Raw genomic sequence first — 17787 nt, 5'->3', positions numbered from 1 at the left:
CATGAATGCGCAGAATTTACTTGGCTGCGGTGGTCTTGCCGAAACGGTTGCGGAAGCGCTCGACGCGGCCGCCCATGTTGTCCACCGACTTTTGCGTGCCGGTGTAGAAGGGGTGCGATTCGCTCGAGGTGTCCAGCTTGAACATCGGCAGTTCGCGGCCGTCGTCGGTGGTGCCGGTTTCCTTGGTGTTCACGCACGAACGGGTCACGAACTTGAAGCCGTTGGACAGGTCAACGAACAGCACTTCGCGGTAGTTGGGGTGGATTCCTTCTTTCATGATCTTCCTAAGGTCAAGTGCGGTAGCCGTGTCCAACCCAGTGCAACCTCTGCATTGGTTCAAATTGAACGTACTTTCCGCAATAGAAAAGCCCCCGAGTATACCGCGGGGGCTTTGCAGTGGGTACCGACACAGCCTTGTGCCGGAGTAGGGATTAGCCGCCGCGGCGCATCATGTCGAAGAAGTCGTTGTTGGTCTTGGTCGCCTTCATGTTCTTGATCATCAGCTCGGTGGCTTCGATCTCGTCCATGTTGTAGAGGAACTGGCGCAGGATGCGCGTCTTGTTCAGTATCTCGGGCGACAGCAGCAGTTCCTCGCGGCGCGTGCCGCTCTTGTTCAGCTCGATGGCCGGGAACACGCGCTTCTCATAGAGGCGGCGGTTCAGGTGCAGTTCGCTGTTGCCGGTGCCCTTGAACTCCTCGAAGATCACTTCGTCCATGCGGCTGCCGGTATCGACCAGGGCCGTGGCGATGATGGTCAGCGAGCCGCCTTCTTCGACCTTGCGCGCCGCGCCGAAGAAGCGCTTGGGGCGCTGCAGCGCGTTGGAGTCGACACCGCCCGACAGCACCTTGCCCGACGAGGGCACGACGTTGTTGTAGGCGCGGGCCAGGCGCGTGATCGAGTCCAGCAGGATCACGACGTCCTTCTTCAGCTCGACCAGGCGCTTGGCGCGTTCGATCACCATCTCGGCCACGTGCACGTGGCGCGTGGCGGGCTCGTCAAAGGTCGAGGCAATGATTTCGCCCTTGACCGAGCGCTGCATCTCGGTCACTTCCTCGGGACGCTCGTCGACCAGCAGCACCATCATGTGCACGTCGGGATGGTTCGCCGTGATCGCGTGGGCGATGTTCTGCATCATCATCGTCTTGCCGCTCTTGGGCGGGGCGACGATCAGCGCGCGCTGGCCGCGGCCGATCGGGGCAATGATGTCGATGATGCGGCCGGTGATGTTCTCGTCGGACTTGATTTCGCGTTCGAGGCGCAGCTGCTCCTTGGGGAACAGCGGCGTCAGGTTCTCGAACATCACCTTGTGCTTGTTTTGCTCCGGCGGGCCGCCGTTGACCTTGTCGAGCTTGGTCAGCGCGAAATAGCGCTCGCCATCCTTGGGCGTGCGCACTTCGCCTTCGATCATGTCGCCGGTGTGCAGGTTGAAGCGGCGCACCTGGCTGGGCGAGATGTAGATGTCGTCCGTGCTCGCGGTGTAGCTGGTGTCGGGGCTGCGCAGGAAACCAAAGCCATCGGGCAGGATTTCAAGCACGCCGTCGGCAAACACTTGTTCGCCGGCCTTGGCCCGCTTCTTGATGATGGCAAACATGATTTCCTGTTTGCGCATCCGGCCAACGTTTTCGATCTCGAGCTCTTCGGCCTGCTTCAGGACTTCAGACACGTGCTGTGCCTTGAGTTCATTAAGGTGCATGGGGTGACTCCTGGGCGGAGTAAGTGGAATCAGGAATGGGGCAGAAGGCTGGGCGGTACACGGCGTCGTGGGCCTAGCTTGCCTGGTGATCTCGAAACGGCCGTCAATGCAGGGGGCCGGTGATCTGTGCAGATTATGACAGGAAAAGATCTGCAGGTCCGAAAATAAAGAACCGGGGCGGCGTCGCGCCACCCCGGCTTCAGGCGCGGGCCGGGCGGATGGTCACCGCCCGGCGCGCCCGCAACTCAAGCCAGCTGTTCGTCGAGGAAGGCCGTGAGCTGGGCCTTGCTCAGGGCGCCGACCTTGGTGGCGGCCAGCTCGCCGTTCTTGAACAGCATCAGCGTGGGGATGCCGCGGATGCCGAACTTGGCGGGGATCTCGCGGTTTTCATCGACATTCATCTTGGCGATCGTGACCTTGCCCTGGTAGGTGCCGGCGACTTCGTCCAGGATCGGGGCAATCATCTTGCAGGGACCGCACCACTCGGCCCAGTAGTCCACCAGCACCGTGGTGCCGGCCTGCAGCACTTCGGCTTCGAACGAGGCGTCGGAGAGATGTTTGATGAGGGCGCTTGCCATGGAGGTTTCCTTGGTTGTGGGCTGTAATGGGCGAAAGTTCGCGGAACTGGCTTCGATTGTGACAGAAACGCATCTCCCGCCAGCGCATGTGGGCGACACATGGTGCTATGACTGTCATAGCGTAAAGCGATGAGAATGCCAAGCCGGGGCATGGGCTTGGCCCCGCGCGCCGCGGGGCGGCCGAGCGGCGGTATCCTGCGCCCCTTGCGGCAATGTGTCTTAACAAGGAATCCTGAATGACTGAAGTCTCCACCCACCGTGCGCCACTCAAGTGCGAGGCCGCCATCGTCGGCGGCGGCCCGGCGGGCCTGATGGCCGCCCAGCGCCTGGCGCAAGCCGGGGTGCGCGTGCATCTGTTCGATGCCATGCCGTCGGTGGGCCGCAAATTCCTGCTGGCCGGCAAGGGCGGCCTGAACCTGACGCATTCCGAGCCCGCAGATGCGTTTGCCGCGCGCTTTGGCGCGCGCCGCGCGCAGATCGAGCCCATGCTCGCGGACTTCGGCGCCGATCAGGTCAAGGACTGGGCCGCGCGCCTGGGCGTCGAAACCTTTGTCGGCACCTCGGGCCGCGTGTTCCCGGTCGGCATGAAAGCCGCGCCGCTGCTGCGCGCCTGGCTCGCGCAGCTGCGCGGCCTGGGCGTGCAGTTCCATACGCGCCACCGCTGGCTGGGCTGGAACGAGCAGGGCGCGCTGCGCTTTGCCACGCCCACCGGCGAGGTGCTGGTGCAGGCGCGCGCCCTGGTGCTGGCGCTGGGCGGCGCGAGCTGGCCGCAGCTGGGCTCCGATGGTGCCTGGGCGCCCTGGCTGGAGGCGCGTGGCGTGGCCATTGCGCCGTTGCAGCCCGCCAACTGCGGCTTCGATGTGCTGAACCTGGCTTCGGGCAGCGCGGAAACCCGGCGCAGCTTCCTGCGCGAACTGGTCGGCCTGGAGCAGGCCCCGGCGCACGGCTGGACGCCGCATTTCCGCGAGCGCTTTGCGGGCCAGCCGCTCAAGTCGGTGGGCTTGTCGTTCACCGGCAGCCACGGCCAGGCATTCGCGCGGCGCGGAGAATTCGTCGTCACGGAAACCGGCATCGAGGGCAGCCTGGTCTATGCCGCCTCGCAGTGGCTGCGCGACGAGATCGCCGCCAGCGGCCATGCAACGCTGCACCTCGACCTGCTGCCCGAACACGATGCCGCGCGCGTCGAAGCCGAAGTGCGTCACCCGCGCGGCGCGCGCAGCCTCAGCAGCCACCTCAAGAGCCGGCTCGGGCTGGACGGCGTGAAGATGGGGCTGCTGCATGAAGTGCTGGGGCGCGAGGGCGTGCACGACCCGGTGGCGCTGGCCGCGGCCATCAAGGCCCTGCCGCTGACGCTGGCCGCGCCGCGTCCGGTGGCCGAAGCCATCAGCACCGCGGGCGGCGTGGCTTTCGAGGCGCTCGATCCAAAGGGCATGCTGAGCGCGATTCCCGGCGTGTTCTGCGCGGGCGAGATGCTGGACTGGGAGGCGCCCACGGGCGGCTATCTGCTGACCGCGTGCCTGGCCAGCGGCGCGCGCGTGGCCGATGGCGTGCAGCAGTTCCTGACCGAGCCGGCGCAGGGTTGAGGAGGATTGCCGGCTGGTGCGATGCGCCGGCCGGACGCAAAAAAGCCCACGTCGCCGTGGGCTTTTTCAATGGCTGAGGACCTCTGGCTGGCAGACATCCTGGAAAGAAGTTGACGAGCCTTACCCCCGGCACTGGCTCCACAGTTAGGGCTGCTTGGTTCCCCACCTGACCCGGTTGGCTGCTTCACCATGCGGGGAGGCCCGTCACCGCCGATTGTAGCGCAGACTGAAGGCCGGTTCAGGCAAACCAGCCTTCGGCGCCGCGGTTCAGAGGCGGAAGGCGCTCAGCGAACGCTTGAGTTGTGCCGCCTGCACCTCGAGCGACTGGGTCGCGGCCGAGGATTGCTCGACCAGCGCCGCGTTCTGCTGCGTCATCTGGTCCATCTGCGCCACGGCCTGGTTGACCTGTTCCAGCCCGGCCATCTGTTCGTGGCTCGCATGGCTGATCTCGCCGACCAGGTCGGTGACCTTCCTCACGCCCTGCACGACCTGGTCGATGGTGCCGCCGGCCTGTTCGACCAGGCGGCTGCCCGTGGCAATGCGCTGCGCCGAGGCATCGATCAGGCCCTTGATCTCCTTGGCCGCGTTGGCGCAGTTCTGCGCCAGGCTGCGCACATCGCCCGCGACCACGGCAAAGCCCCGGCCCTGCTCGCCGGCGCGCGCGGCTTCGACGGCGGCATTGAGCGCGAGGATGTTGGTCTGGAACGCGATCTTGTCGATCACGCCGATGATGTCCTCGATGCGCTTCGAGGTCTGCAGGATCTCGGCCATGGTGCGCACGACTTCGTTGACCGATGCGCCGCCCTGCACGGCCAGTGCCGAGGTGGCCTGCGCCAGCTGGTCGGCCTGCTGCGCGCTGGCGGCGTTGTTGCGCACGGTGGAGGTGAGTTCCTCCATCGAGGCCGCGGTCTGCTCGAGCGCGCTGGCCTGTTCCTCGGTACGCCCCGACAGGTCGAGGTTGCCTGAGCTGATCTCGGCGGCCGCGGTGGCCACCGAGTCGCTGCCCTGGCGGGCTTCGGACACCAGCGCGCGCAGGTTGGCTTCCATCTTCGACAGCGACTGCATCAGTTGCGCGGCCTCGTCGCGGCCTTGCAGCAGCTCGCGGTCGAACGCGAGTTGCAGGCTGCCGGCGGCGACTTCGTCGGCAATGCGCACCGCGGCGCGCAGCGGCCGCACGATGCCCAGGCTCAGCACCAGGGCCACGACCACGCCCAGCACCACGATCAGCGCGCTCAGGCCGGTCAACGCCGTGAAACTGGTCTGGTAGCTGCTGTCGATATTCGTGGCCGTGCTGTCGATTTCCTGGCGCTGCAGGTCCAGCAGCGCACGGATGCTCTGTACATAGGCCTGGGTGGCGGGCGCATATGTGCTGGTGAAGATGGCTTCGGTTTCCTCGCCCTGGTCCTTGGCCTTGGTCACGGCGGCGCGCGCGGCGTTGTACTTGTCGCGCGCCTGGCTGGCCTGGTCGAACAGGGTGCGTTCGGCATCGGAGTTGATCAGCGGCTTGAAGCGTGCGAGCAGCTTGCCCGCATCTTCGGACGACTTGCGCGCGGTCTCGGCAAAGAAGCGGCCCAGCTCGGCGTCGGGGCTGCGCACGATGGCGGTGGTGCGCTGCGAGCCGGCCAGCACCAGCGCGTACCAGTCGGCAATCAGCCGCTCCTTGGCCAGGGGGCTGTCCATCATGCTGCGGGTCTGGTGGGCCACGCTGGACAATTGCACGAGGCTGGCTGCCAGCCCGAAGATGGTCAGCAGCAGCACGGCGGCAAAACCCAGGGCAATACGCTGCCCGATTTTCAAGGAAGAGAAACGCATCGGAAACACGGAATCGGGAAAAGGGAAAGTGGGGATGGACTGGTTATGTAAAAAACGCTTACGAATGATAAGTCTTGTAGCAAAACCAATGAATGGACCTGCTTTTCCATGCCCGCCCTCGCGCCCCGTAGAATCGGCGCCATGTCTTACCTCGTGCTTGCCCGCAAATACCGCCCCCGCAATTTCTCCGAAATGGTGGGGCAGGAGCATGTCGTGCAGGCGCTGTCCAATGCATTGACGCAGCAGCGCCTGCACCACGCCTATCTGTTCACGGGCACGCGCGGCGTGGGCAAGACCACGGTGTCGCGCATCCTGGCCAAGTCGCTCAATTGCCAGGGCCCCGACGGGCAGGGCGGCATCACGGCCACGCCCTGCGGCGTCTGCGCGGCCTGCACCGAGATCGACAGCGGCCGTTTTCCGGATTACACCGAGCTGGACGCGGCGTCGAACCGCGGCGTCGACGAAGTCCAGGGCTTGCTCGAGCAGGCGGTCTACAAGCCGGTGCAGGGGCGCTTCAAGGTCTTCATGATCGACGAAGTGCACATGCTCACGAACACGGCGTTCAACGCCATGCTCAAGACGCTGGAGGAGCCGCCCGAATACCTCAAATTCGTGCTGGCCACCACCGATCCGCAGAAGGTGCCGATGACGGTGCTCTCGCGCTGCCTGCAGTTCAATCTGCGGCCCATGGCGCCCGAAACCGTGCTCGACCACCTGGGCCAGGTGCTGGCCGCCGAGAACATCCCCGCCGAACCGCAGGCGCTGCGCCTGCTGGCGCGCGCCGCGCGCGGCTCGATGCGCGACGCGCTGTCGCTGACCGACCAGGCGATTGCGTTTGGCAGCGGCCAGCTGCTCGAAGCCGGCGTGCGCCAGATGCTGGGCAGCGTCGACCGCTCGCATGTGTTCCGCCTGATCGCCGCGCTCGCCGAAGGCGACGGCCGCAGCGTCGTTGAAACCGCCGATGCGCTGCGCCTGAACGGGCTGTCGGCCGCGTCCACGCTCGAAGAGATGGCCGCGGTGCTGCAGCGCATGGCGGTGCTGCAGGCCGTGCCGCAGATGGCGCAGGACGCGAGCGACCCCGAGGCCGCGGCCATTGCGCGCCTGGCGCAGGCCATGCCGGCCGATGAAACCCAGCTGCTCTACAGCATCTGCCTACATGGCCGCGCGGAGCTGGGCCTGGCCCCCGACGAATACGCGGCGCTGACGATGGCGCTGCTGCGGCTGCTGGCCTTCAAGGCTCCGGCTGAAAAAAAAACTCCGGCAATAGCTGAAACGGCGCCGGCGTTGGCGCCCACTCCGGTGCCAGCGCCAGTGTCGGCACCCATAGCGGTCCCCAAGGCGCTGCCGGTTCGGGCCGAGCCACCGGCGCCCGGGCCCCTGGCGCCGCCCGTGGCACCCGCACGGCCGGTAGCTGCGCCCGCCATGGCGCCGGCGCCGCAGCCGGCTCCCACCCCGGGCCCGCGGCCGCGCCCCGAACCCGCCGAACGCCAGCCGCTGGCCGAAGCCGTCGTGTTGCCCGATGACGGCTATGGCGAGAGTCTGGGCATGGACAGCGTGGAGTTTGCGCCGATCGACGTGCCGCCATGGGAGCCGCTGCCCGAGACTGTGGCCATGGCCCGCGCACCCGCGCGCGCCGTGCCGCGCCAGGCCGCGGCGCCCGATGTCGAATATGAAACAGAGTCAGCGCCCGCTGCGCTGGCGCGCCCCGCCTGGACCCCGTCCGAGCCTTCGGGCGAGCCCGTGCAGACCACGCCCGAGGGCGACCGCTGGTTTGCCGCCGTGCAGCAGTTGGTTGCCAGCGAGGCCATCACCGCGCTGGTGCGCGAGCTGGCGCTGCAGTCGCAGCTCATGGCCTGCGACGGCGACCATTGGACGCTGTGCGTGCAGCGCCAGTCGCTGAACCAGGCGACGGCGCGCGAGCGCCTGCGCGCGGCGCTGGCAGAAGCCGGCCTGGCGCAGCAGCTGAGCGTCGAGATCGGCGCGGTGACGGATACGCCCGCGCGGCGCAACGCCGCCGCAGCGCAGCAGCGCCAGCGCCTGGCCGAAGAAATCGTGATGAATGACCCCCTGGTGCAGACCTTGATGCGCGAGCATGGCGCGCGCATCGTGCCGGGTAGTATCAAACCCGCTTAAACCCACTCAAAAGGAAGAAACATGTTCAACAAAGGACAACTCGCCGGCCTCATGAAGCAGGCCCAGGCCATGCAGGACAACCTGAAGAAGGCCCAGGACGAACTGGGCCATGTCGAGGTCGAGGGCGAATCCGGCGCCGGCCTGGTCAAGGTGCTGATGACCTGCAAGCACGACGTCAAGCGCGTGACCATCGACCCCAGCCTGCTGGCCGAAGACAAGGACATGCTCGAAGACCTGGTGGCGGCCGCGTTCAACGCCGCGGTGCGCAAGGCCGAAGAGACTTCGCAGGAAAAGATGGGCAAGCTGACTGCCGGCATGCCCGGGCTGCCCGGCGGCATGAAGTTCCCGTTCTGACGCTCAGCCGCCGTGCCTTACCCCGTTTTGCCGCCGGGCCGCCCCAAGGCAAAACAGTGTTGGGGGGCTTTGCCCCCCAGGCAACCCACACGAAGTGGGAGAGCGTGGGGGCCATGTTTTGCCGCCGGGCCGCCCCAAGGCAAAACAGCGTTGGGGGGCTTTGCCCCCCAGGCGACCTACACGAAGTGGGGGAGCGTGGGGGCCATGTCTGACCTGCCGAGCGCAGGTCTTTTTTTCTGCTTCAGTGAGGTTCCATGGCCACTTCGGATGTCCATCCTCTGGATGATTTGATCCAGGCCCTGCGGCGCCTGCCCGGTGTCGGCATCAAGTCGGCCCAGCGCATGGCCTACCAGTTGCTGCAGCGCGACCGCGAAGGCGCGCAGCAGATCGCGCGCGCGCTCGATACGGCGCTCGAAGCGGTGCAGCACTGCGAACAGTGCCATACCTTCACCGTGGGCCGGCTGTGCGCGATATGCCAGGACGAAAGCCGCGACACCGCGCGCCTGTGCGTGGTGGAAACGCCTGCCGATCTCGCGGCCATGGAGCGCACCGGCGCCTACCAGGGCAGGTACTATGTGCTGATGGGCCGTCTGTCGCCGCTCGACGGCATCGGCCCGCGCGATCTGGGCCTGCCGGAATTGCTGGAACGCACCGCCCAGGACGGCGTGCAGGAAGTGATTCTCGCCACCAGCTTCACCGCCGAAGGCGAGGCCACCGCGCATGCGATCAGCGAGGCGCTCAAGAGCCGCGGCGTGCATGTGACGCGGCTGGCGCGCGGCGTGCCCGTGGGCAGCGAACTCGAGTATGTGGATCTGGGCACGATTGCCCATGCACTATCTGACCGGCGCTGAGGCCCAGGAGGATTGCCATGACCGAACATCTGACGACGGCCTACTGGTGCGTGCTGGTGGCCGCGCTGCTGCCCATGGTCTGCGCCTATCTCGCCAAGAGCGGCGGCATGGGCCGCAAGCCGGAGCAGGGCGGCTTCGACAACCATGATCCGCGCGCCTGGCTGCAGCGCCAGACCGGTTTCCAGGCGCGCGCCAATGCGGCCCAGGCCAACAGTTTCGAGGCCCTGCCGTTCTTCATCGGTGCGGTGGTGATTGCCCACCAGCTGCACGCGCCGCAGCACTGGGTCGATCTGCTGGCCGTGGTTTTCGTGCTGCTGCGCGGGCTCTACATCGCGCTGTACGTGGCCGACAAGCCCACGGCGCGCAGTCTGGTCTGGGCCCTGGGCATGCTGGCGAACGTGGCGATCTTCTTCAGCGTCTACCGCTGAGTTTCGTCAGCGCTTTTCAGCGCTTCTTCACCTTCGAGGGCGTGCCGCCCTTGCGCGAAGTCTGCGCCGGCGCCTTGGACGAGCGTGCCACCGCGACCTTGGCGGCGCGCGGACTCGAGGGCGCGATCGACGTGCCGCGCAGCGGCACGAACAGCACGATGGACTGGCCGGCCTTGAGCGCCGAGCCGACCTTGAGGTCGTTCCACTCGGCCAGGCTCGCAACGCTGACGCGGTGGCGGCTGGCCAGGCTGGCCAGCGTGTCGCGCTTTTGCGCCTTGACCGTGGTGCGGCGCGTCACGATCTCGGGCGCCAGCGCCATGTGGCCATTGTCGGCGACCTGGCTCGACACATCGGTCAGCGTGCTGGCCGAGCGCGGCACCATCAGCGCCGATCCGGCCTTGATCACCATGCGCGGCGGAATGTTGTTGAGCGTGCGCAGGCCTTCGGCGCTCATGCCCACGCGCTGCGCCGCGTCGGCCACCGTGAGCGTCGAGGGCACGGTCCAGACCGTCCAGCTCGAATACTGGCCCTGGTCGTAGGCCGCAAGATTGCGCTGGAACACCTTGGCGTTGTCCCAGGGCAGCAGGATCTGCGGCGTGCCCGCGGCAAAGATCACGGGCCGGCTCAGCGAGGGATTGAGCGCGCGGAAGTCGGCAACCGACACGTCGGCCAGCCGGGCCGCGAGTTCGACGTCGATGTCGCGCTTGATGTCCACGGCCTGGAAGTAAGGGTGGTTCTCGATCAGCGGCAGCTCGGCGCTGAACGCGTCGGGCGTGTTGACGATGTTCTTCACGGCCTGCAGCTTGGGCACGTAGAGCCGGGTCTCGGCCGGCATGTTGAGTTCGGAATAGCTGATGCCCAGGCCGGCCTTGCGGTTGCGCTCGATGGCGCGGCCCACGCTGCCTTCGCCCCAGTTGTAGGCCGCCAGCGCCAGATGCCAGTCGCCGAACATGCCATAGAGCTTTTGCAGGTAGTCGAGCGCGGCGCGCGTCGAGGCCAGCACGTCGCGGCGGTCGTCGCGGAAGATGTTCTGCTTCAGGTCGAAATAGGTGCCGGTGGCCGGCATGAACTGCCACATGCCCGCGGCCTTGGCGCTGGAGACCGCCTGCGGATTGAAGGCGCTCTCGATGTAGGGCAGCAGCGCCAGCTCGGTCGGCATGCCGCGGCGCTCGAGTTCCTCGACGATATGGAACAGGTACTTGCTCGAGCGCTCGGTCATGCGCAGGATGTAGTCCGGCCGGCTCGAGTACCACTGCTCGCGGTCGTGCACCAGTTCATGGTCGAGATCGGGCATGGCGAAGCCGCGGCGGATGCGGTCCCACAGATCGGCCGGCGCCGACAGCGAGGCCACGCCCGGTGTCGTGACCTGCGCCGGCGTCAGCGGGCTCAGCGAGCCATTGGGATACTGCGGCGTATGGCTGGCGCTGGACTCCGCGTTGGAGGCGGGGGAATCGGGGCTGACGGTCGCGCAGCCGGCAAGAAACAGCACGCTGCTGAGCAATACGGGATAGAGAAGCTTCATCGGAAATCGTTTTTCCAGGCGCGCAATGCTGCAAGCACCTCGTGGGCCTGCTGAGGATGGATACGCGGATCATGGCGGTGGGCGCTCGCTGCCACTGCCGTTTCGCGCGTACGAAGAAAAGGGTTGATGCTGCGCTCCAGTCCAATGCTGGAAGGCAGCGTCGGCATGCCATGGGCGCGCAGGCCCTCGCAATGCTCCAGGTAGTGGAGCAGCGCGGCGTTGTTTGGTTCCACCGCGCGCGCAAAGCGAAGGTTAGAAAGTGTGTACTCATGCGCGCAGCACACGCGGGTCGCATCCGGCAGTGCGGCGAGCGCGTCCAGCGACTGCTGCATCTGCGCCGGCGTGCCCTCGAACAGCCGTCCGCAGCCGCCCGAAAACAGGGTGTCGCCGCAAAACAGCAGCGGTTCGGCGCCGGCATCGCTGAAGTAGGCGATATGCCCTGCGGTATGCCCGGGCACGTCGATGACGCGCCACGGGCCGCCCAGCACCTCGACCTGGTCGCCGCCATGCACCCGAGTCACGGGTTCGGGCAGGGTTTCGCGCGCCGGGCCCCACACCGGCGCACCCGTGGCGGCGCGCAGCGCAGCCACGCCGCCGACGTGATCGGCATGGTGGTGGGTGATTAGAATGGCTTGCAATTGCAGCGCATGGCGCTCCAAGGCCGCGAGCACGGGAGCCGCTTCGCCCGGGTCCACGACCAGGGCCTGGCGGCCGTCGTGCAGCATCCAGATGTAGTTGTCAGAAAAAGCGGGCAGCGGCAACAGGTTCATGAGCGACAAAATTATAGGGATGCACCAGTGGCTCGAGTCACCGACCGGGCGCTATCTGCTCGACTGGGAGCAGCAGCGCTGCGACGAGGCCGTGGCGGACGTGTTCGGCTACCACAGCCTGCAGCTGGGGCTGCCTATGCTACAGGGCTTGCGCGCCAATCGCATGCCGCAGCGCTGGCTGGCCGTCGAATCGATGGATGCAACGGCCGCCGCGCTGCCGGGTTGTGCCGTGCATGCGGTGCTCGAGCCGTCCGCGCTGCCGTTTGCCGAATCCAGCCTGGATCTGCTGGTGCTGCCCCATACGCTGGAAAGCACATGCGACCCGCATGGCGCATTGCGCGAAGTGGCGCGGGTGCTGGTGCCTGAAGGGCGGGCCGTGATCTTCGGAATCAACCCTGCCAGCTGGTGGGGAATTCAGTCGGCGGTCACGCCGCGCGGCACGCGTTTGCCCGATGTGCGCAGTGCCATCGGCTACTGGCGGCTGCGCGACTGGCTGCGGCTGTTGGCGCTCGATGTGCAGGCCGTGGAGTTCGGTTGCCACCGGCCTGCCGTGCAATCGCTGCAGTGGCATGAGCGCTGGGGCTGGATGGATGCGCTCGGCGAGCGTGCGTGGCCCATACTCGGGGGCGTCTACTGCGTGGTGGCCACCAAGCGCGTGCCGGGCATGCGCCTGATGGGGCCGGCCTGGCGCCAGCGTGCGCCCGCCACTGCCGCCGCGGCGCCGCTGGCGCACCGCCGGAATCGAAAAATCTAGAGGAAAAGAAGTTGAATCAAGTTGTGATCTATACAGATGGGGCTTGCAAGGGCAACCCTGGTCCGGGCGGATGGGGCGTGCTGCTGCGCGCCGGGACGATGGAAAAGGAGTTGTTTGGCGGCGAACTGGGAACCACCAACAACCGCATGGAGCTGCAGGCCGTGATCGAGGCGCTGAGCGCGCTCAAGAGGCCTTGCGACGTGACGCTGTTCATCGACAGCCAGTATGTGCTCAAGGGCATCACCGAATGGATCCACGGCTGGAAGGCCAAGGGCTGGCGCACGGCCTCGAAGGAGCCGGTGAAGAATGCCGAACTGTGGCAGCGCCTGGACGCGCTGGTGGGCAGCGGCGGCCACCGCATCGACTGGCGCTGGGTGCGCGGCCATGCGGGCGACCCGGGCAACGAGCGCGCCGACATGCTGGCCAACCAGGGCGTGGAAAAGGCCTTGGGCCGGCGCTAGCGCGTTTCAGTCCTTGGGCAGCTTGGCCATCTCGGCCGCCAGCGCAGCGCCGTTTTGCGGGCGCACGCTGCGGCCGACTTCCTGGCCGTCGCGCAGGAAGATCAGCGTCGGCCAGAGCTTGACGCGGTAGTGGCGGCCCAGCGGGCGGCCCGAGCCGTCCTCGGCCTTGATGTGCTGCACATCGTCGCGGCCGGCCAGCGCCTCGCGGATCAGCCCCTGCGCGCCCTGGCAGTAGCCGCACCACCCGGTGCCGAACTCCAGCACCGCATTGCCGCGCAAGGCCTCGATTTCCGCGATCGTGGGGTTCTGGGAGAGATGCTGGCTCTGGTAGGTCATCGCAGGTTCCTTGGAAATGATGGATGGCGCAGGGGCGGCCTGCCGCGCCGTCAGCCGTTGCCGATATCGACCGCGCGGACCTGGTCGCGGCCCTCTTGCTTGGCACGGTACAGCAACTGGTCGATGCGTTCAATTGCTTGCGCCAATTCCTGACCGTCGCCAAGCACGCCCACGCCCGCCGAGATGGTGACCGGCAGGGGCAGCAGCGCGGCACAGGCGTCGCGCACCGCATGCCGGCAGCGCTCGAGCGTGGCCAGCGCGCCGGCCAGGTCGCAGCCCGGCATGAACAGCAGGAATTCCTCGCCGCCCCAGCGGATGATCTTGTCGCTGGTGCGCAGGCACGATCTCAGGGCCCGCGCCACGGCGGACAGCGCCTGGTCGCCCGCCGGGTGGCCGAAGCGGTCGTTGACCTGCTTGAACCGGTCGACATCGACCAGCGCCAGCGCCAGCGGCGTGGCCAGCGCGCGCGCCTGGGCCACGGCATTCGCCAGATGCAGCTCCCCCGAGGTGCGGGTCAGCGTGCCAGTCAGGCCGTCGTGCTGCATCTGCTCGCGGAAGGCGCGGTCGGACAGCACGCGCGCCGTCACGTCGCGCACGATGCTCACGGAATGTGTCACCTGTGCCTCGCGGTTGCGCAGCGGCGTGATGCTTTCCTCGCAATGCACCTCGCTGCCATCGGCGCGGCGGTAGGTGGAGAGCTCGCGCACTGCCTGGCCGGCGCGCAGGCGCGCCCAGAGCGCCGCCTGCCAGGCTGCGTCATGCCCGCCGGGGTACGACGCGACGGGCGGGCGCCCGATCAGTTCGCTGGCGCGCAGGCCGGTGATCTTCTCGTAGCCCTGGTTGGCAAACTCGATCAGGCCACGGTGATTGCAGATCAGCACGCCGTCATCGGTCGCATCCAGTGCGCGCGCGAAGATGTCCGATGAGGCCTGTGCCGACGCCAAGGCACTGAGGTTTTGCTGGACCGAAACGAAATGCGTGATGCGGCCGCTGGGGTCGCGCACCGGCGAAATGTTCCATTCGAGCAGATAGGGCGTGCCGTCCTTGCGGTAGTTGAAGGTCGAGCCCTTGAAGAAGCGGCCCTCGGCGAGGCAGCTGCGCAGCTCGGCAATCACTTCCCTGGAGGTCTGCGGCCCCTGCAGCATGCGCGCGTTGTGCCCGAGCAGCTCATGCGCCGCGTAGCCGGACATCGCGCACATGGCGGGGTTGGCGTAGACGATGCGGTGGTCGTTGTCGGCGCCGTCGGTGACCAGTACTGCATTGAAGGCCTGCTCGACGGCTTGCAGCAGCAGTGCGGGCAGCATCTCGGGTGGGCGGGAAGGCGGCGTGGAGGGCGGGCAGGAACGCATGCAGATCTTGTCGAACCCGGGACAGGGGTGGCAAAAATCGGTGCCTGCGAAATGCAGGACAGCGGCTTGCGGCAGATTATGCCGGGCCGCCAGCGTTTTGCATCAGAGCGCGCCGTCAAACATCAGCACCTCGACCGGCGCACCGGCTTGCACCGTGCCCTGGTCATGGTGCAGCACGATCAGGCCGTTGGCCTGGAGCATGGAGCTGAGCACGCCCGAGCCCTGGTTGCCCGTGGTGCGCACCTGCAGCCGGCCATCGGCGCCCAGGCTGACGATGCCGCGCTGGTACTCGGTGCGGCCCGGGCGTTTGCGCAGGGTCTCGCTGCTCACGGCCTGCAGCAGCGGCTGCGGCTGCGCGCGGCCGCCCATCATCTGCAGCAGCGCCGGGCGCACCAGTGCAATGAAGGCCACCATGGCGGCGACCGGGTTGCCGGGCAGGCCGAACAGCAGCGCCGGCCGCGTGCCGGCGTGCAGCCGGCCCACGGCCAGCGGCCGGCCCGGGCGCATGGCAATGCGCCAGAACGCGACTTCACCCAGGCGCTGCAGCAGGGGCCGCAGATGGTCGGCATCGCCGGTGCTCACGCCGCCGCTGGTGATCACGGCATCGACCTGGCGCGCGGCGCGCACCAGCGCGGCTTCGAGCCGCGCCGGGTCGTCGCCCACGGGATCGCCTTCGATGACCTCGACATCGAGCCGGCGCAGCAGCGCGCAGAGGGTGTAGCGGTTGCTGTCGTAGACCGCGGCCGCGCGCGGCGGCGCGCCGGGGCTCAGGATCTCATCGCCGGTGGAAAAGTAGGCCACGCGCAGCCGGCGCAGCACCTGCACTTCGGCCAGGCCCAGGCTTGCCAGCAAACCGAGTGCGGCCGGCGTGAGCCGCTCGCCCGCGGCCAGCGCCAGCGTGCCCTGCTGCAGGTCCTCGCCGCAGCGGCGCCGGTTCGCGCCTGGGGCCAGCAGGTCGGCGGCGATGGCGATATGGCCGTCATCTTCCAGCGTGACCAGCTCCTGCGGCACCACGGTGTCCGCACCCGCGGGCATGACCGCACCGGTCATGATGCGCAGGCATTCTCCGGGCTGCAACGTCTGGTCCCAGGCCGCACCCGCATGCGCGCGGCCGGCGATGCGCAGCCGCAGGCCGCAGCCGGGTGCCAGCGCGCTGCCGGCAAATGCATAGCCGTCCATGGCGGAGTTGTCGTGCGCGGGCACGTTGATGGGCGAGACCAGGTCCTGCGCCAGCACCCGCCCCAGGGCCTGGCCCAGCGGCAGCACCTCGCTGCCTTCGAGGCCGGGCGCGGGCACGAATTCGCGCAGGAAGCGCTGGGCCGTGGCCACGTCCAGGGCCTCGGGATCGTAGCCTTGCAGGCGGGCGGCGATTTCCGCCAGGGTGGGGGAGTGCGTCATCGGGCGTTTTCCAGGGCGTGCAGTTCCTGCGGCGTGTTGGCATTGGCAAAGGCGCGCGCATCGTCGCCGGGCTGGTCGAACGCCACGCTGATGCAGCGCTGCGCGCGCGCCCAGGCATCGATCTTGCGCCCGCCCTCGGCCGTGTAGCGCAACAGGCTGGGCCGCAGCGAGGCCTGCAGCAGGCAAAAGACCGGCTGGTCGCGCCAGCGCGTGTGTCCCTGTGCATCGATTTCCGGGGCCGCGGCAAACGCGATCTCGGCATTTTCGGCGGCTGCGGCGCGCGCCAGGCGCTGCGCCAGGTCATGCGGAAACAACGGGGTATCGCAAGGCACGGTCAGCAGCCAGGGCGTGCTGCAGTGCGCCAGGCCGCAAAGAAAACCCGCCAGCGGGCCCGCGTAATCGGCCAGGCTGTCGGGGTACACGGGCACGCCGAACGCCGCATAGCGCTCCAGGTGGCGGTTGGCATTGACCATGCAGCTGCCGACCTGGGGCGCGAGCCGCTGCAGCGCATGCTGGGCCAGCGGCAGGCCGCGAAACGGCAGCAGGCCCTTGTCCACGCCGCCCATGCGCGTGCCGCGGCCGCCGGCCAGCACCAGGCCGGTGATGTCGTCCAGGCGCGGGGCTTCAGCCACCGATGTAGCTCATCTCGATGCGCCGGCCGGGGCTGGCCTGGCCCGGAGGCAGGCTCGCGCGCAGCTGCGAATACTGGTCGCGGCGCTGTCCCCACAGCGGCGCGATGGCCGCGGCCAACTCGATGTCGCTGGCGCCGTCGCGCAGCAGGCTGCGCAGGTCCCAGCCCTGCGAGGCAAACAGGCACAGGTAGAGCCTGCCTTCGGTCGACAGGCGCGCGCGGTTGCAGTCGCCGCAGAAGGCTTCGGTGACGCTGCTGATGAAACCGACCTCGCCCAGCGCCGGGTCGTATGCGCCGCGGGCATCGGCGTAGCCCCAGCGCGAGGCGGTCTCGCCGCTGCTGGCCGCGGCCAGCGGCACCAGCGCGAATTCCGACTGCAGGCGCGCGCGCACCTGGGCCGAGGGCAGCACTTCATCCATGCACCAGCCGTTGGTCGCGCCCACATCCATGTATTCGATGAAGCGCAGCGTCACGCCCGTGCCGCGGAAAAAGCGCGCCATCGGCAGGATCTGGTCGTCATTGGTGCCGCGCTGCACCACCATGTTGACCTTGATGCGCTCGAAGCCCACGGCCTGCGCGGTCTCGATGCCCTGCAGCACGTCGGTCACGGCAAAGTCGACGTCGTTCATGCGGCGGAACACCGCGTCGTCCAGCGCGTCGAGGCTCACGGTGATGCGGTTCAGGCCCGCATCCTTGAGCGCACGCGCCTTGCGCGCCAGCAGCGAGGCATTGGTGGTCAGCGTCAGGTCGGCGGGCAGGCCCTCGGCGGTGCGCAGCGCCGCGAGCTGCTCGACCAGCGCCTCGAGGTGCTTGCGCAGCAGCGGCTCGCCGCCCGTGAGCCGGATCTTCTGGACACCATGCGCCAGGAAAACGCGCGCCAGGCGCGTGATCTCCTCGAAGCTCAGCAACGCGCTGTGCGGCAGGTAGCGGTAGTCCTTGTCGAAGACTTCCTTGGGCATGCAGTACTGGCAGCGGAAATTGCAGCGGTCGGTGACGCTGATGCGCAGATCGCGCAGCGGACGGCCCAGTTGGTCGAGCAGATGGCCCGTGGGAGCGGCAGGCGACAGCGGCACAGCCGCCCTGTAGGCTGCTGCGCGCTGATCTACCAGGGGAATCACTCGTTCAGCCATGGG

Annotated in this window: 18 protein-coding genes and 1 other RNA gene; 7 read left to right on the top strand and 12 right to left on the bottom strand. The window is 67.8% G+C overall.

What is annotated here, in order from left to right; translation table 11 throughout:
• Positions 1 to 16: 16 nt before the first annotated feature.
• From HUK68_RS12925 to trxA, 3 genes are all read right to left on the bottom strand, one after another.
• Positions 17 to 277 (bottom strand): type B 50S ribosomal protein L31, encoded by a 261-nt coding sequence (locus tag HUK68_RS12925; RefSeq protein ID WP_175504527.1) that lies wholly within the window; start codon positions 275 to 277, stop codon positions 17 to 19.
• Between the two features lie 154 nt (positions 278 to 431).
• Positions 432 to 1694 carry a transcription termination factor Rho gene (gene rho, locus HUK68_RS12920; RefSeq protein WP_175504526.1) on the bottom strand — a complete coding sequence of 421 codons (1263 nt, stop codon included), beginning with the start codon at positions 1692 to 1694 and terminating at the stop codon, positions 432 to 434.
• A 245-nt stretch (positions 1695 to 1939) separates the two neighbouring features.
• Positions 1940 to 2272 (bottom strand): thioredoxin TrxA, encoded by a 333-nt coding sequence (gene trxA, locus HUK68_RS12915; RefSeq protein ID WP_175504525.1) that lies wholly within the window; start codon positions 2270 to 2272, stop codon positions 1940 to 1942.
• A 236-nt stretch (positions 2273 to 2508) separates the two neighbouring features.
• On the opposite strand from trxA, the gene HUK68_RS12910 reads away from it, so the two are divergent.
• Positions 2509 to 3855: a BaiN/RdsA family NAD(P)/FAD-dependent oxidoreductase gene (locus tag HUK68_RS12910; RefSeq protein ID WP_175504524.1), complete on the top strand. Its 1347-nt coding sequence runs from the start codon at positions 2509 to 2511 to the stop codon at positions 3853 to 3855.
• A gap of 109 nt (positions 3856 to 3964) precedes the next feature.
• Here HUK68_RS12910 and ffs read toward each other — a convergent pair.
• Both ffs and HUK68_RS12900 read right to left on the bottom strand, forming a co-directional pair.
• Positions 3965 to 4061, bottom strand: an RNA gene (gene ffs, locus HUK68_RS12905) — signal recognition particle sRNA small type.
• 61 nt (positions 4062 to 4122) lie between these two features.
• On the bottom strand, positions 4123 to 5667 hold the full coding sequence (locus HUK68_RS12900; protein ID WP_175504523.1) for a methyl-accepting chemotaxis protein: 1545 nt from the start codon (positions 5665 to 5667) through the stop codon (positions 4123 to 4125).
• Between the two features lie 141 nt (positions 5668 to 5808).
• On the opposite strand from HUK68_RS12900, the gene dnaX reads away from it, so the two are divergent.
• From dnaX to HUK68_RS12880, 4 genes are all read left to right on the top strand, one after another.
• Positions 5809 to 7800, top strand: coding sequence for a DNA polymerase III subunit gamma/tau (gene dnaX, locus HUK68_RS12895; RefSeq protein WP_175504522.1), 1992 nt, complete (start codon positions 5809 to 5811; stop codon positions 7798 to 7800).
• A 21-nt stretch (positions 7801 to 7821) separates the two neighbouring features.
• On the top strand, positions 7822 to 8154 hold the full coding sequence (locus tag HUK68_RS12890) for a YbaB/EbfC family nucleoid-associated protein (protein WP_159913822.1): 333 nt from the start codon (positions 7822 to 7824) through the stop codon (positions 8152 to 8154).
• 254 nt (positions 8155 to 8408) lie between these two features.
• Positions 8409 to 9005, top strand: a complete 597-nt coding sequence (recR, locus tag HUK68_RS12885; protein ID WP_175504521.1) for a recombination mediator RecR — start codon at positions 8409 to 8411, stop codon at positions 9003 to 9005.
• Between the two features lie 17 nt (positions 9006 to 9022).
• Positions 9023 to 9433 (top strand): MAPEG family protein, encoded by a 411-nt coding sequence (locus tag HUK68_RS12880; RefSeq protein ID WP_175504520.1) that lies wholly within the window; start codon positions 9023 to 9025, stop codon positions 9431 to 9433.
• A gap of 16 nt (positions 9434 to 9449) precedes the next feature.
• Here HUK68_RS12880 and HUK68_RS12875 read toward each other — a convergent pair whose 3' ends face one another.
• Positions 9450 to 10955 carry a transglycosylase SLT domain-containing protein gene (locus HUK68_RS12875; protein ID WP_175504519.1) on the bottom strand — a complete coding sequence of 502 codons (1506 nt, stop codon included), beginning with the start codon at positions 10953 to 10955 and terminating at the stop codon, positions 9450 to 9452.
• The gene (gloB, locus tag HUK68_RS12870; RefSeq protein WP_175504518.1) at positions 10952 to 11725 is read right to left on the bottom strand and encodes a hydroxyacylglutathione hydrolase; all 774 of its coding nucleotides are present in this window, start codon (positions 11723 to 11725) and stop codon (positions 10952 to 10954) included. Before gloB ends, HUK68_RS12875 begins: the two co-directional genes overlap by 4 nt.
• Before the next feature lie 19 nt (positions 11726 to 11744).
• Between gloB and HUK68_RS12865 the strand changes: the two genes are divergently transcribed.
• Entirely contained in the window at positions 11745 to 12479 is a 735-nt protein-coding gene (locus HUK68_RS12865) for a class I SAM-dependent methyltransferase (RefSeq protein ID WP_175505837.1), read from the top strand.
• An 11-nt stretch (positions 12480 to 12490) separates the two neighbouring features.
• Positions 12491 to 12940 carry a ribonuclease HI gene (rnhA, locus tag HUK68_RS12860; RefSeq protein ID WP_175504517.1) on the top strand — a complete coding sequence of 150 codons (450 nt, stop codon included), beginning with the start codon at positions 12491 to 12493 and terminating at the stop codon, positions 12938 to 12940.
• Between the two features lie 6 nt (positions 12941 to 12946).
• On the opposite strand, the gene HUK68_RS12855 is transcribed toward rnhA, so the two are convergent.
• The 5 genes from HUK68_RS12855 to moaA all read right to left on the bottom strand — a co-directional run bounded on the left by HUK68_RS12855 (position 12947) and on the right by moaA (position 17784).
• The gene (locus tag HUK68_RS12855; protein ID WP_175504516.1) at positions 12947 to 13276 is read right to left on the bottom strand and encodes a thioredoxin family protein; all 330 of its coding nucleotides are present in this window, start codon (positions 13274 to 13276) and stop codon (positions 12947 to 12949) included.
• A 50-nt stretch (positions 13277 to 13326) separates the two neighbouring features.
• Positions 13327 to 14625, bottom strand: a complete 1299-nt coding sequence (locus tag HUK68_RS12850; protein WP_175504515.1) for a sensor domain-containing diguanylate cyclase — start codon at positions 14623 to 14625, stop codon at positions 13327 to 13329.
• A gap of 102 nt (positions 14626 to 14727) precedes the next feature.
• Positions 14728 to 16023, bottom strand: coding sequence for a molybdopterin molybdotransferase MoeA (gene moeA / locus HUK68_RS12845; protein WP_175504514.1), 1296 nt, complete (start codon positions 16021 to 16023; stop codon positions 14728 to 14730).
• Positions 16020 to 16655, bottom strand: a complete 636-nt coding sequence (gene mobA, locus HUK68_RS12840) for a molybdenum cofactor guanylyltransferase MobA (protein WP_279614227.1) — start codon at positions 16653 to 16655, stop codon at positions 16020 to 16022. Before mobA ends, moeA begins: the two co-directional genes overlap by 4 nt.
• The gene (moaA, locus tag HUK68_RS12835) at positions 16648 to 17784 is read right to left on the bottom strand and encodes a GTP 3',8-cyclase MoaA (RefSeq protein ID WP_175504513.1); all 1137 of its coding nucleotides are present in this window, start codon (positions 17782 to 17784) and stop codon (positions 16648 to 16650) included. The genes mobA and moaA overlap by 8 nt, the downstream gene beginning before the upstream one ends.
• Positions 17785 to 17787: the final 3 nt, after the last annotated feature.

It is taken from the genome of Comamonas antarctica (genome assembly GCF_013363755.1).
GTDB classification, from domain to species: domain Bacteria; phylum Pseudomonadota; class Gammaproteobacteria; order Burkholderiales; family Burkholderiaceae_C; genus Comamonas; species Comamonas antarctica.
This window is presented reverse-complemented; position numbering and strand designations above follow the sequence as displayed.

What these genes read in the sequence shown, in the direction of transcription:
- HUK68_RS12890 (WP_159913822.1), top strand. Translation starts at nt 7,822, where the DNA reads ATGTTCAACAAAGGACAACTCGCCGGCCTCATGAAGCAGGCCCAGGCC.
- HUK68_RS12925 (WP_175504527.1), bottom strand. Translation starts at nt 277, where the DNA reads ATGAAAGAAGGAATCCACCCCAACTACCGCGAAGTGCTGTTCGTTGAC.
- recR (WP_175504521.1), top strand. Translation starts at nt 8,409, where the DNA reads ATGGCCACTTCGGATGTCCATCCTCTGGATGATTTGATCCAGGCCCTG.
- HUK68_RS12855 (WP_175504516.1), bottom strand. Translation starts at nt 13,276, where the DNA reads ATGACCTACCAGAGCCAGCATCTCTCCCAGAACCCCACGATCGCGGAA.
- moaA (WP_175504513.1), bottom strand. Translation starts at nt 17,784, where the DNA reads ATGGCTGAACGAGTGATTCCCCTGGTAGATCAGCGCGCAGCAGCCTAC.
- HUK68_RS12865 (WP_175505837.1), top strand. Translation starts at nt 11,745, where the DNA reads ATGCACCAGTGGCTCGAGTCACCGACCGGGCGCTATCTGCTCGACTGG.
- dnaX (WP_175504522.1), top strand. Translation starts at nt 5,809, where the DNA reads ATGTCTTACCTCGTGCTTGCCCGCAAATACCGCCCCCGCAATTTCTCC.
- rho (WP_175504526.1), bottom strand. Translation starts at nt 1,694, where the DNA reads ATGCACCTTAATGAACTCAAGGCACAGCACGTGTCTGAAGTCCTGAAG.
- moeA (WP_175504514.1), bottom strand. Translation starts at nt 16,023, where the DNA reads ATGACGCACTCCCCCACCCTGGCGGAAATCGCCGCCCGCCTGCAAGGC.
- HUK68_RS12875 (WP_175504519.1), bottom strand. Translation starts at nt 10,955, where the DNA reads ATGAAGCTTCTCTATCCCGTATTGCTCAGCAGCGTGCTGTTTCTTGCC.
- HUK68_RS12900 (WP_175504523.1), bottom strand. Translation starts at nt 5,667, where the DNA reads ATGCGTTTCTCTTCCTTGAAAATCGGGCAGCGTATTGCCCTGGGTTTT.
- HUK68_RS12850 (WP_175504515.1), bottom strand. Translation starts at nt 14,625, where the DNA reads ATGCGTTCCTGCCCGCCCTCCACGCCGCCTTCCCGCCCACCCGAGATG.
- HUK68_RS12880 (WP_175504520.1), top strand. Translation starts at nt 9,023, where the DNA reads ATGACCGAACATCTGACGACGGCCTACTGGTGCGTGCTGGTGGCCGCG.
- HUK68_RS12910 (WP_175504524.1), top strand. Translation starts at nt 2,509, where the DNA reads ATGACTGAAGTCTCCACCCACCGTGCGCCACTCAAGTGCGAGGCCGCC.
- trxA (WP_175504525.1), bottom strand. Translation starts at nt 2,272, where the DNA reads ATGGCAAGCGCCCTCATCAAACATCTCTCCGACGCCTCGTTCGAAGCC.
- gloB (WP_175504518.1), bottom strand. Translation starts at nt 11,725, where the DNA reads ATGAACCTGTTGCCGCTGCCCGCTTTTTCTGACAACTACATCTGGATG.